The sequence below is a fragment of the Segatella baroniae DSM 16972 = JCM 13447 genome (genome assembly GCF_000426585.1).
Taxonomy (GTDB): Bacteria; Bacteroidota; Bacteroidia; order Bacteroidales; family Bacteroidaceae; genus Prevotella; species Prevotella baroniae.
On record NZ_AUFQ01000013.1, the window covers coordinates 1 to 13,426 of the forward strand.

General features: G+C 46.6%; 10 protein-coding genes, 1 tRNA gene and 1 pseudogene. 3 read left to right on the forward strand and 9 right to left on the reverse strand.

All coding sequences use genetic code 11. The features are described from left to right. Positions 1-279, reverse strand: a pseudogene (locus tag K334_RS14485) (transposase); the annotation flags it as partial. A 267-nt stretch (positions 280-546) separates the two neighbouring features. Between K334_RS14485 and K334_RS0108875 the strand changes: the two are divergent. Then, positions 547-631: transfer RNA gene (locus K334_RS0108875), tRNA-Ser, on the forward strand. 161 nt (positions 632-792) lie between these two features. Here K334_RS0108875 and K334_RS13810 read toward each other — a convergent pair. From K334_RS13810 to mazG, 8 genes are all read right to left on the reverse strand, one after another. After that, entirely contained in the window at positions 793-1,320 is a 528-nt protein-coding gene (locus K334_RS13810) for a phosphohydrolase (RefSeq protein ID WP_025882378.1), read from the reverse strand. Positions 1,321-1,330: 10 nt separating this feature from the next. Further along, positions 1,331-3,424 (reverse strand): DUF262 domain-containing protein, encoded by a 2,094-nt coding sequence (locus tag K334_RS0108885; protein WP_025882377.1) that lies wholly within the window; start codon positions 3,422-3,424, stop codon positions 1,331-1,333. A 101-nt stretch (positions 3,425-3,525) separates the two neighbouring features. Then, a complete protein-coding gene (locus K334_RS13815; RefSeq protein ID WP_025882373.1) occupies positions 3,526-4,392 on the reverse strand; it encodes a nucleotidyl transferase AbiEii/AbiGii toxin family protein in 867 nt (288 codons plus the stop codon). Next, the gene (locus K334_RS0108895) at positions 4,385-5,149 is read right to left on the reverse strand and encodes a type IV toxin-antitoxin system AbiEi family antitoxin domain-containing protein (RefSeq protein ID WP_025882371.1); all 765 of its coding nucleotides are present in this window, start codon (positions 5,147-5,149) and stop codon (positions 4,385-4,387) included. Before K334_RS0108895 ends, K334_RS13815 begins: the two co-directional genes overlap by 8 nt. Positions 5,150-5,430: 281 nt before the next feature. Further along, positions 5,431-6,219 (reverse strand): IS21-like element helper ATPase IstB, encoded by a 789-nt coding sequence (istB, locus tag K334_RS0108900; protein WP_027444842.1) that lies wholly within the window; start codon positions 6,217-6,219, stop codon positions 5,431-5,433. A gap of 616 nt (positions 6,220-6,835) precedes the next feature. Continuing rightward, positions 6,836-7,750: a ribonuclease Z gene (locus K334_RS0108905; protein ID WP_021589738.1), complete on the reverse strand. Its 915-nt coding sequence runs from the start codon at positions 7,748-7,750 to the stop codon at positions 6,836-6,838. Position 7,751: 1 nt separating this feature from the next. Further along, a complete protein-coding gene (locus K334_RS0108910; RefSeq protein ID WP_025881068.1) occupies positions 7,752-8,309 on the reverse strand; it encodes a lipocalin family protein in 558 nt (185 codons plus the stop codon). 15 nt (positions 8,310-8,324) lie between these two features. Then, positions 8,325-9,239: a nucleoside triphosphate pyrophosphohydrolase gene (mazG, locus tag K334_RS0108915; RefSeq protein WP_081658066.1), complete on the reverse strand. Its 915-nt coding sequence runs from the start codon at positions 9,237-9,239 to the stop codon at positions 8,325-8,327. Positions 9,240-9,349: 110 nt separating this feature from the next. On the opposite strand from mazG, the gene K334_RS0108920 reads away from it, so the two are divergent. Both K334_RS0108920 and K334_RS0108925 read left to right on the forward strand, forming a co-directional pair. Then, a complete protein-coding gene (locus K334_RS0108920) occupies positions 9,350-12,055 on the forward strand; it encodes a valine--tRNA ligase (protein WP_027444843.1) in 2,706 nt (901 codons plus the stop codon). An 89-nt stretch (positions 12,056-12,144) separates the two neighbouring features. Further along, positions 12,145-13,353 carry a clostripain-related cysteine peptidase gene (locus K334_RS0108925; protein WP_025881064.1) on the forward strand — a complete coding sequence of 403 codons (1,209 nt, stop codon included), beginning with the start codon at positions 12,145-12,147 and terminating at the stop codon, positions 13,351-13,353. The last annotated feature ends 73 nt before the right edge of the window (positions 13,354-13,426 follow it).

The window sequence follows — 13,426 nt, forward strand, 5'->3', positions numbered from 1 at the left end:
CGCTTTTTGACGGTCTGAGGCTCAAAGGAACCGTCACGGTCACGAGGCGTTTCTACTGTGACCTCACCATAGCGTGTCTGCACTTGCTTAGGCATCTTGCCATTACGGCGGTTGCCTTTTGAGCGTTCATCAAGAGAGATGGGCTTCCATCTCACCTTCAAGGGCAGCATTCAAAATGCGTTCCAACATGGGTGCCAAAGCACCGTCCTTACCAAATAATGCTTCTCAGTTACGAAGCTGTTCCGCAGCTTTCTTGTAATCAATTTCTTTGTTGTCCATAAAAAATAAACTGTATAAAAATATTTCTTATTGTTGTCTGACACAGTTTACTTTGCACTCTCAGACCGACAAAAATTGAATTTTGATACACCTAAACAATGCTTTTACGAGAAGATTAGCTAATTTTGCACTTGCAGGTTGACTCTACGCTGCAACTGAAACTTAACTTATGTAGAAAATAATCACTCAAAAGTTTGGTTTTTCAGACATTATCCTTTACCTTTGCACACGCTTTCAAGAAAAGAAGAATTACTGACCGAAAGCCATGGAGAGATGGTAGAGTGGTCGATTACAACGGTCTTGAAAACCGTCGTACCGAGAGGTACCGGGGGTTCGAATCCCTCTCTCTCCGCAAACAAGGGTGTAAATCAATGAGTTACGTGATTTACACCCTTTATTGCACCCAAAATTTTTGATACAATGAATATCAACCTCATAACTTATCGGGTATGACGTACAAATAAATATTAATGCTTAGTGTTTGGAATATTTTGTATGATTAGCTCGCTCTTGTCAAACGGATAAGCTTTTCTTATAGTTACCCTTCACTTGGTGTACAATATTTCTTGTGAAGTCTTTAGTAAGAATAGCATACTCTTTCCTATATCTTTCAAATCGCTCAATATCTTTGGGTGAAATATGTGGTAAACGCCGAACATCCATGTTGTGAGTTAAATCGTTTATTTTAACGGCTTTTGCTAACGGATCTCTACTTATGCACTTGATATATTCTTCTCTGTTTTTGGCTGTATGGTGATTGAGTAGAAGTAATGCTTTAGAAATTTTATCTCTTTCTGGAGCAAGCAAGGTGTCTTTTGATTCTTCTTCAAGCATCATTAGAATGGAGTCAATACTATTAGGTGTATCTTCATTTGCATCATGAAGATATCCAACAACCTTTTCCTGCCATGTTTTTCCCAAGGAGGCAACGTAAGACAAGTGTCCACTAAAGTAGTCTACACCAGCCTTATCTTTTTGATCCTTATGTAGTCGCTGTGCTACTTTGGCTGCTGCAATGACCCACTTGTTATTTTCTTCCATCTTCGTCTATTTAATAATTCTTAATCAGCGACAATGCCATATTTACTCTATCCTTAGCGTCTACTCCAGCAGTTTGAGGTATCTTTTCTTCATGCAAAGTTTCTCCTTCTTTATTTAGTACTATAAAATACCCTTGCTTATTAACAAGTTTATTTCCTGATGGTAACATTAGAGGATTTCCCCAATTATCCAAAAATAAATTCTCTATTTCTCCATATTTATTGTATATTGCAAGGGAAATTGCATCCCAATAACGCCCACGATAGGTATTGGCACTCATTATATTTAACTCATAGCTGTTTTTCCAGTCGTACTTTCCGTTGGTTGGTTTTGACAGTATGCAAGGATATTTTACGAAGTAATATCTCCAATCTTTAGGAGTTTCTGTTGCTTTTAGATAAGCGTCTATTCTTTCATTCAGCTCTTCTTCCGTGACTGCAGGGCTATTGTCTAACATTTCCGCAAGCACACGCCGTGTATTTTCGAATCCGCCTCTCTGGTTAGAAGGATGTAGCAGCTGTTTCCAAACGTCTTCTGCCCCATTGCCTATTTGCTTGTAATTGTTAATGGTTTGACCATAATCTCCATAAGTAAGCAATGCCCTACTGATGGTTTGTAATTCGATATTAAGAAAAGTACGAAGTTTTTCTATCATGTCTGGCTTTCCCAAATCTGCTATAGCAGTACATCCGTAAAGAAGATGATGGTCTTCTAAATGGAACAGACTATCAACATACGCAGAATGAGTTTCACACCAAGTTAGCTTGTAGAGTTCCTCTTCCTTCTGCTGTCGATTGAATCCTCTGTCTTCCTTGCTGACTGAAATTTGTCCCTCTAGGATAATCTGTTCGGTTTCTTCCAAGAGTTTTTGTATACGATCTGTTCTCAATTCGTAAATTGAGTTCCACACAAGGTTGCGTAGAATCCGAAGCCTGCGACGAAATATATTATCATCAATATGTTTACCTTCAGTGTTCCTGATAATAAAAGCATATAGCATTATTATTTTATTTATAGTAAAAGAGCTTCCTCTTCGTCCTACTCCCCGATAATTTTCGCAACAGTCCTTAAACAAGTTGGTATTCCAATCGTAAACTTTTACTTTAGACTCTTCATATTTGGAATTTGCAAGGTAACAGCTGAAATACTCATCAATATCCCCAATTTCACACCAACAATCAAAGTATCTTTCCAATAAATTGATATTCTGGTTATCTTCATCTTTGTAAACCGATATCATTTCAAAATAACTATTACCAATATCAAAATCTTGATCTGCCCCAATAATATCGGTACCCTTTTTGATACATATAATGTCTGTAACAAAATGAAAATAAGCAAGAAGCTCTTCGTCAATAATATTGTTATCTCCTCGGTAAGGCCATAGCATATTAATCCAGTCTTTGTCTATTTTCAGGCTGAAATCTTCCCGTTTTATCGAATTTGTCAGCTCTGCCTTGAAATGTTCAAAATCTGTAAGAGGCTTCCCGCGTGAATTCATCTTGATATAAATATCATCAGTAACCCCCATATCCTCAAGGGTTCTAAAACAGAAAGTAATCTTCTTATTCTTGCATATTTCCTCCCATAGGTTATCTATATCATGGAAAGTAAGCGCAATATCATCCAACATTTGAAGCATAGATATCACAGTAGAATCGTTATCCCAAGATAACGAGTACCACGCCTCGTTATGCATCTGTGCTGAAATAGGGTCTTTACTTTCAAAGACTGGAGTAAACTCTTGCAAATGTTCGCAAAAGCGCCGTGCGCTGATACGAGTTGAATATGTAAACTTACCCAAACACTCCCATTCCTCTTTTGCTATGCCATCGCGCTTGGCTGCATACCAATGTAATAGAAACAGAGTGGTAAGCCGTTGCTGACCATCCAAAGGAATAAGCTTCTTATCCTTTGTAAGACTTCCATAAATGAAATCTAGACTTATCCCTTTTCCTTTTACAGCCTCATGCAAAGCTTGCAGGAATCTACCACGCTTTTTTGCTTCTTGTTTGCGTCCTTGGGCATAATCTCGCTGGATAAGAGGTATTTCTATGCCATTTAACTCTTGTTGGCACACATCTATAAAGCTATATTGTTTCATTTATTCTCCAGTTATTGAGGTTAGATATGGGGACAGGGCTTCGCTTATTGCAGACATATAGGCTTTGCGGTCGTTTTCGTCCCATGAATGTAATTGCGAGTTTATTTCACTACGGGAGCTTGTTTCTTGAGTTTGTCTATATTCAGTAATTTCCATTGTACAGATGGATATTGGCTTAAATCCCCTGCGCAACATTTCTCCCACAGTGGTATTCCATCCTCAAAGGAAACGAGGAATTCCTTGTCTGAATTTGTAAGGCTGTCATTTACCTTTTTAATAATGGATTCACGAGCCTGCTCATAGTCTGTATAGGTAAATGGAATATCTGACATTCCCTTGAATTGGTTTTCAAGTGCCTCCTCTTGGTTTATGTTATTAGGAGACAGAGATTCCACGATAGGCTTGTCGCTTCCCAATAGGCATAAGATGAGCCCGTCTTTTACATCTTCAAACGTTTGGTCTTTCATGTATTTGCAGTCAAACATGTCACGTGGGTGCTGGCGGCTGAGGGCAGCTGTAATTTTTCCTCCATACAATTGAGAATAAGGAACTATGTGTGCCTTACAGTTGGCTTGGAACTCTTCCTTCGCTTTCGGGCAGAGTTCCATAATTTCAACCTCTCCAAGTATGCCCCGTTTTGTACCATTTACCTCTATTTTCACCGTGGCGCCATCATACGTGCATTGCAATTTCCACACTTTGGATTTATGTATCACATGTATTCCGGGAATGGCACGTTCTATACTTGTTTTCAGCTCTCCGAGATGTTGATTTATCTTTTCCAAACTCGCCGTGCGTGACTCTATCGGAATATAGGTAAGGTCAATATCAACCGAGTAACGTGGCATATTTTGGTGGAACAGGTTAATAGCTGTGCCTCCATGGACTGCAAAATCCGTTATCTTGTAAACCAAGGGCATAATGCGTAGTAACAATGCCACCTGTTTTTTATATTGTTGATCATTCATAATCGTTTAATTCTTTTGGGACAATCATCTTATACTTGCTGATATATATACCGGATTTGACGAGTTGGAGTTTATGTGTCCCCAAATCTATTTTTGTAAGGTCTAAGTCTTTATACCAATAATGCCCCGCTTTTTCAGCCATATATAGAAACAGCCTCTTCATTTTGTAATGTTTTGTGGTTTCCAATAACGATTGGACAACATTCGGACGCAGAGTGGTCAGCTGCTCCATGATATAAAATAAATCCATATAATCATATTGTCGCGGTGTAAGCAACAGACATTCCATAAAAGCCTGCTCCGGGGAGGATATAAGCAGCCTCCAGTCCAAGTATGTTAAAGTTGTTATCTGTGCACGGACAAATACTTCTGTCTTGAAGAACTTAAATTCACGGTCGAAAACGTCATGCTTCATCCATTGTGGCATTTTATCACTTGCCGTTGATATCATTAACAAAGGCTTGCCCATAGGTACATAATGATTGAAACCCCAAAGTTCCAAAGCAGAATGCGCCGCAACACGCAAACTCTTTCCTACCTGTTCGTTGAAAGACTGCAAAGCACCAAAAGCGGACAGCCTATCGCCCGTACGATACATGACACCTTTACATAAAGAGGATAACCAACCGGAAGAACGATATCTGTTCAGCAATTGCTTGGAATAGCCTTGCTCTATAAGCCATGGGGCAAACAGCAACCCGTTCTTTTGCCCAGATTGAAGCATTTGGTTTATTTTTTTTCCTTTTAGTACACTCATAGTTTACTTGCTGTCATTAAAACCAACTGCAAAGGTACAAAAGACTTTGGTGATTACAGCCTAACGGTTGAATTATTTTCCTGAAAGTAAACTAATAGTTGACCTACAGGATAAAATTACAACCATTGTGAGAAAAAGGAGGATGAAATGGAACATGAAGACATTCCTGGAAAGGCCACTCTGCTTTGCCCCCTTTGGCCAAACAGGATTTGCTCCTGTTGGTCACAATATTATTGCCCCTTGTAAAGTCCTGGTGCAGGGGTCAATTTTATTTTACCCTTTTAGATACTCTGGCTTTTCCTGGCCCTCAACTTACGCATGCTTTCGCCATATAATTCTATGGTATGCGCCGTATGAATGATTCGGTCAAGGATGGCGTCGGCTATTGTCGGATCACCAATCATGTCATACCAGTTGGACGATGGGTACTGCGAGGTTATGATAGTGGATTTCCTTTCATGCCTGTCCTCAATAATTTCGAGCAGGATGGGACGTTCCTTGGCATCAAGAGGTACAATGAACAGGTCGTCAAGGATGAGCAGCTGGCAACGCTCAATCTTCCTGAGCTCAGTTTCAAGTGTACCTTTGACTTTGGCAACCTTCAGTGCGCCAAGTAGTTTGGGTGCATTGGCATGGAAAGTACGGAATCCCCTTTTACATGCCTCGTGGCCAAGGGCACATGCCAGATAGCTTTTCCCCGTACCTGAAGAGCCGGTAATGAAGAGGTTCTGCCCCTTATGTACAAAGTCAAGGGTGGCGAGGCGTTCCATCTGATTGCGCTCAAGGCCCCGGTTTGTGGCATAGTCAATCTGTTCGAGATAGGCCTTGTATCGGAATGCCGCATTCCTGGTAAGCCGCACTATGGCAGCCTGGGCACGGTAATCCCATTCACGTGCAAGGAGCATGGAAAGGAAGGTATCCGCGGTCATGGACTGTGGCGTGGTGCCGGCAAGGCTTTCCCTGAAAGCCTCCGCCATACCGTGCAATTTCATGCGGCCCATCAAATCCAGTGATATGGTGTTCTGGTCCTGTTGTCCCGTTACGGGAGCTGTCTTATTATTTATTTCCATAATTTTAGCTTTATTGTTCCTGTTTGTCTTTTCTGTAATAGTCACGTCCACGTATATTCTTGTGGGTCAGTGGTATCGGGGATGTCATGTCAGGCTGTATCCTCCCGTCCTCATCAGGAAGGAAATCCGCGTCTTCTCCCAGTTCAAGCACCTCTCGTAAGGCCTGATACCCGTATTGTAGCTTCTGTTCCGCGCAGGCGCAGGCAGCGACCAGACGGTCACGGCCGTTGTATATTCAAATTAAATAATTACTTTTACACTCGTTAACAACATCAAGGTTTGGATCAAGGCCGCTTTCTGATTCGTCACAAGACGGTAAGACATGTTCCGCCCCCACACCTTTACATCCGAAACCGGACAGTTCATTGGGCTTTGACCCCGCATTTGCAATGATGGTTCCACGATGTCTGGGATGTTGCATTATACATTAAATCGTTATAGTTATGACTTACATTGGAATTGACGTCAGCAAGGCCACTTTCGTTGTATATAGGCATGGTGTGCTGCGCATGCAACCGAAAGGCCGGAAACAAGTCGGTTGCGACTTGCTTCCGGCCTTCTGTCTGTACGGCCTTCGCAAAAGGGAATGTATTTTTCTTGTGGTGAAAGAGGGTGCTTACACGTCTACGACCATTCTTTCTTTTGACAGCCATGAATTTGGGAAAATGGCCTTTGCCTCTTGCAGGAATACATTTTCATCCTCGTAGCGTGCGCTGTAATGACCCAGCAGCAGCTTGCCGGCTTGCGCCTTTGCGGCGATGGTGGCAGCCTGGCGTGCCGTACTGTGATAATAGAGCTTGGCCCGATCGGCCATCTCGTCTGTATAAGTGCTCTCGTGATAGAGCAAATCTACGCCCTGAATGCGTTCTGCCAGCTTGGGCAAGTAGCGTGTGTCGCTGCAATAGGCGTAACTACGCCCCGGTGTGCCCGGTGAAGTGAGCCGTTCGTTAGGGATGACCTCACCGTCGGGCGTCACCCAATCGGCTCCCAACTTGATGTTGTTGATTTGCGAGACGGGTATTTCATAACAATCAATCATGTCGCGGAGGATGTGTCGCGCCGTCTCCTTTTCCTTGAAAAGGAAGCCTGAGCATGCGATGCGATGGTCCAAGGGCAGCGATTCGACGGTGAGACTGCGGTCTTCGTAGATGACCGCCTGGCGGGTGGTGTCCACTTCGTGGAATACCACCTTGAAGCCCAGCCCCGTACAGAACAGCTCCAGCTGCGCGTCGAGCAGCGGCTGCAAGGCCTGCGGCGCGTAAACGTGCAGGTCGTTCGTGCGCCCCAGCATGCCGAAGGTCGAAATCATGCCTATCAAGCCGAAGCAATGGTCGCCGTGAAGATGGGAGATGAAGACCGCCCTGATTTTGGTGAAGCTGATGTGGGCGTGGCGCAACTGCACTTGCGTGCCCTCGCCACAGTCTATCATGAACATCTTGCCTCGTATTTCCACGACTTGCGACGAGGCGAAATGGCGTGGTGTGGGCAGCGCGCTGCCACAGCCCAATATGTGGATGCGGAATGGTTCCAAGTTACTGCTGACGCTTATAGGTGAAGATTCCCGCGGCGTTCTCCAGATACAGGGAGTCCGCCCCCAGGCTGTTGATGCGGAAGGTGTCCTTGTTCAGCAGCAGCTGACCATTGAATATCTTCCATGAAGTCCATGGATTGGACTCGGCCTTCACGCTTGAGGCCACGACACCGCCTTCCTGGATTTCAAAATTCTTGTCAATGCTTGTCCAGCGGCCTTGCAATGCCGTCAGATTAATCACCTGGTCGGCCACGAGTTCGCCCTCTGACAGGTGCCCGACAACCGCCATCCGGTCGCCCGTGAGCAGTCCGCCCTTCACAACGGGCTCACCACTTTCGCGGTCTTCGATGAAGTAGCTGACCGTATCGCCGTCATCCTTCACCAATTCCAACGTGTGCATGGCCGTTCCTTCGCCACATATTCCATAAGCCGTAGAGTCCTTGCCCCATTCTGAAGACAAGGAATCAATCGTCAGTTCAGGCTTGGCGGTCTTCTGATGGTTGCAGGCTCCCATGACAATCGACAACAGAATCATGCTGCCTTGCAGTGCTTGTTTCATTCCATTATTCATATATTATCGTTCTAAAAGTTTTGCTTCGTTCCACAATCTGTCCATATCCTCCAACGATGTGTCGCTGAATGACTTGCAGTTATCCTTCAAAGCTTTCTCTATATACTCGAAACGGCGGATGAACTTCTGGTTGGCCGACTCCAAGGCATTGTCCGGATTCAACTTGTAAAGGCGTGCGGCGTTGATGACACTGAACAGGAAATCGCCCAACTCTTCGGTTGCGTTCCGCTCATCGTGCTTCTTCAGTTCCGCTTCCAACTCGCCCAACTCCTCACGCACCTTGTCCCATACGTCGTCGGGATGGCGCCAGTCGAAGCCCACGTTGCGGGCCTTGTCCTGAATGCGGTAAGCCTTGATCAGCGACGGCAGCGACCGGGGCACTCCGCTCAACACGGTTTCGTTGCCCCCCTTCTCCTTCTGCTTCACCTGCTCCCACGTCATTTCCACCTCGCCGGCCGTTTCCGGACGGTCTTCGGATATGGTTTCGTCCGCCCTGTAGACCACCTGTCCATTGTCATTGATGTGCATTTCCGGGTTGCTGACCGACCAATCGCCGTCCTTTTTCCAATTGATGAACGGATGGCGGAACATGAGTTTGTCGGCCTGTTGGTTGCAGACATCGGCAATGTCGAAGTCGCCTGTCTCGCTACCAATCAGCGCATAGAACACGACATGCTCCATCACGTCGCCCAACTCCTTCATGGTTTCCTTCATGTCGTGAGAGAACAACGCGTCACATAGTTCAAATACTTCTTCAACAGTATAAGGCCGCAACGACTCCATCGTCTGTTTGCGATCCCAAGGACACTCTTGCCTTAGACGGTCTTGAACGTCAAGCAACCGGCTGAAGGCCATGAGCTTTTCTTCTTTAGTATGCACAGCAATACGGTTTAATGAAACTACATTAATTGAGGCCATTAAAACACGGCCAATGACATCAATTATTGATGCAAAGATAACCATTTTACGCTAAAAGTTCGTACTTTTGCATCGTTTTTAAAGAAGAATAAACAAATTCAAACGACAATATGGAACTAGCAAGTAAGTATGATCCGCAATCGGTGGAATCCAAATGGTATCAATACTGGCTCGACAACAAGCTTTTCAGCAGCAAGCCCGACGGCAGGGAGCCTTATACGGTGGTGATTCCACCGCCCAATGTGACAGGTGTGCTCCACATGGGACACATGCTCAACAATACGATTCAGGACATTCTCGTAAGGAAGGCCCGCATGGAAGGCAAGAACGCGTGCTGGGTGCCGGGTACGGATCATGCTTCGATAGCCACTGAAGCCAAGGTCGTGAACAAGCTGGCGCAGGAGGGCGTCAAGAAAACGGACCTCACACGGGAACAGTTTCTGGAGCATGCCTGGGACTGGACACGCGAGCATGGCGGCATCATTCTGAAGCAATTGCGCAGGCTGGGCTGCTCGTGCGACTGGGATCGCACGGGGTTCACGATGGATGAAATCCGCTCTAAGAGCGTCATCAAGGTGTTTGTGGACCTCTACAACAAGGGCTATATCTATCGTGGCGTGAGAATGGTGAACTGGGATCCGCAGGCACAGACCGCCCTTTCCGACGAGGAAGTGGTCTACAAGGACGAACACTCCAAACTCTACTACTTGAAATACTATGTGGCTCAGGAAGACCAGCCCAAGGTGGAACGCAAGGATGAGGGCAACGTGATGCACCGCGACGCCAATGGCTATTATGCCGTCGTAGCCACGACGCGTCCGGAAACCATCATGGGCGACTCGGCCATGTGCATCAATCCCGAAGACGTGAAGAACACCTGGCTGAAAGGGCTTCATGTCATCGTGCCACTCGTCGACCGCGTTGTTCCGGTCATAGAAGACTCCTACGTGGACATTCAGTTCGGTACGGGCTGTCTGAAAGTGACTCCGGCACATGACATCAACGACCATGCGCTCGGACTGAAGCACGGGCTGGAGACCATCGACATCTTCAACGACAACGGCACGCTCTCTGAAGCTGCCGGTCTCTATGTGGGTCAGGACCGCATGGTGGTGCGCAGGCAGATTGCCAAGGACTTGCAGGCTGCCGGCTTGATGGAGAAAGTGGAAGACTACGACAACAAGGTGGGATTCTCGGAGCGCACCAACGTGCCTATCGAACCGAAACTCTCCACGCAATGGTTCCTGAAGATGCAGCACTTCGCCGACATCGCCCTCAATCCGGTCATGGACGACGACATCGAGTTCTATCCCAAGAAATACAAGAATACGTATCGTCACTGGTTGGAGAATATCAAGGACTGGTGTATCAGTCGCCAGTTGTGGTGGGGCCATCGTATTCCCGCTTATTACTTCACAACAACTGACGGCAAGAAAGAAGTTGTAGTAGCGGAAACGGCCGAAGAGGCTCTGAAAATGGCACAACAGAAGAACGCCACTTTGGCTTTGGACGACCTGACACAGGACGAAGACGCCCTCGACACGTGGTTCTCGTCGTGGCTGTGGCCGATTTCGCTATTCGACGGCATTAACCATCCCGACAATGAAGAGATAAACTACTACTATCCCACCGCAGATTTGGTGACGGGGCCTGACATCATCTTCTTCTGGGTGGCCCGCATGATTATGGCCGGTTATGAATACAAGCATGCCATGCCGTTCAAGCATGTCTACTTTACGGGTATCGTGCGTGACAAGCTGGGACGCAAGATGAGCAAGTCGCTGGGCAACTCCCCCGACCCCATCGCGCTGATTGAGAAATACGGAGCCGACGGCGTGCGCATGGGCATGATGTTGGCGGCCCCTGCCGGCAACGACATCCTGTTCGACGAGGCTCTCTGCGAGCAGGGCCGCAACTTCAACAACAAGATTTGGAACGCTTTCAGGCTCGTACAAGGTTGGAATACGGCCAAGATGGAGCAGCCCGTTGCCAGCAAACTGGCTGTAGAATGGTTTGAAGCCAAACTGAAAGAGGTGAACGACGAAATGCAGAAGCAGTTCAAGGACTACCGCATTTCAGAAGCGTTGATGACCGTTTACAAACTGTTCTGGGACGAGTTCTCAAGCTGGTATCTGGAGATGGTGAAGCCTGCCTATGTCGACGGCCAGCCCCAACCCATCGACGAGGCCACCTACCAGGCCACGCTCCGCTTCTTCGACGCTTTGCTCAAGATGCTTCACCCGTTCATGCCGTTCATCACCGAAGAGTTGTGGCAGCACATCTACGACCGAAAGGATGGTGAAAGTATCATGAAGGCGACTTTAATCGTTGCCGCGCCGACAGCAGAAGAACGAAAATTGACCGAGCAATTCGAATCGGTCAAGCAGATTGTAGCCGGCGTCCGTGCCGTCCGCAACCAGAAGAACATCGCTCCCAAGGAGACGCTTGAACTGCAGGCACTCGGTGAAAACCATTTTGCACTGTTCAACCCTGTCATCATGAAGATGGCCAACCTGAGCAACATCTCCATCATCAGCGAAAAGACGACCGACGCCAGCAGCTTCATGGTGGGCACAGGCGAGTTCGCCGTCCCTGTAGGAGACTTGATTGACGTCGAGGCTGAACTGGAAAAGGCCGAGAAAGAGCTGAAACACCTGGAAGGCTTCCTGGCTGGAATCAAGAAGAAACTGGCGAACGAAAAGTTTGTGGCACACGCGCCGGAAGCTGTCGTCGCACTGGAACGCAAGAAGCAAAGCGACTCGGAAGAGAAAATCGCAACGCTCAAGCAGACGATTGAAGAACTCAAAAAGAAGTAGTTCTTATGACCTTATCAGACCAAACTGGCAATAGACGGATATTGCCGGTTTGGTCTTTTTTATCAATCACGTACTTTGACCAATCCCGTATGAAGAAGTTTCTGCCCTATTGCTTATCGCTCCTTATGGCTTGTTCGCTTGTCAGTTGCCATAAAGACAAACTCCCGGAAGACGAATATGAGGTTCCCAACCGAACGCTCTTCGTCTATATGCCATGGACAGGTTCAACGTCATCTGCCGGAGGGGCGCTGACTGATTTTTTCAATCAGAACATCGCGTCCATGAAGGAGGCTGTCGACAAGCAGAAGGGAACGAACAAAACCGATATCATCGTGTACAAGGCCAATTCTCAAAGCCAAAGCGTCATCTTCAGAATACGCTACAACACGACCAAACAGGCATGCGAGTTTGACACTTTGAATGCGGATGCGGGATTTCACTCCGTTTCAAAGGAGAATTTGCTGAGGCTGTTGAATCAGATAAACGCTTATAGCCACACGGCGAGCTATGCTTTATTGGCAGGTTGCCACGGCAGCGGCTGGACGCCGCGAGGCAGCGACTCGACAATGCCACGTGCTGCAAGCCGTGCTTTTGGAGGAATCGGACAAGAGATGCAGTACGACGTAAGCGATTTGAGTTATGCCATCGCCCATTCCGCCATCAAGAAGATGACCTATATCTGCTTCGACGACTGCTATATGGCCAATGTGGAGACAGCCTATGAACTGAAGGACGTGGCGGATTGGTTCGTGGCGTCTACAAGTGAAGTGATGGGGGACGGAATGCCTTATGGCTCCATCTTCCAATATATGCTTGGGGAACCCGACTATGAGAAATGGGTGGAAGGATTTTACAACCATTATCAATCTTCCGACATGCCATACGGAGCGTTGTCGGCCATTCGATGCGGCACTTACATCGAAAAGATGGCACAAGCAATGAAAGCGATTAACCGGTCTTATCAATTCGACGTGGGCAAACTCGACAATGTTCAATTCTTGGATGGCTACGACAATCATGTCTTCTTCGACCTGGCGTCGTATGTAGATCAGCTTGGCGTACAGCAACCGCTGCTGTCAAACTTCCAAACTGCATTGAGAGATTTGGTTGTCCACAAAAAAACAACCACCTACATCTATACGACGTACTACAACACGAACAGAAAGGGCGACAGCGTTTATCCTCGTAACACGTTTAAAGTAAATACGTTCAGCGGAATCACCATCAGCGACCCTACGCGAAACAGTACGGTTTATACGCAAAAGGAAAACACGGCGTGGTGGAAAGCCACGCACTGATAAACAACTACACAAAAGACCCACCCCGGCCCTCCCAAAGGGAGGGTGTACTAACTAACGATACGGCTGACAA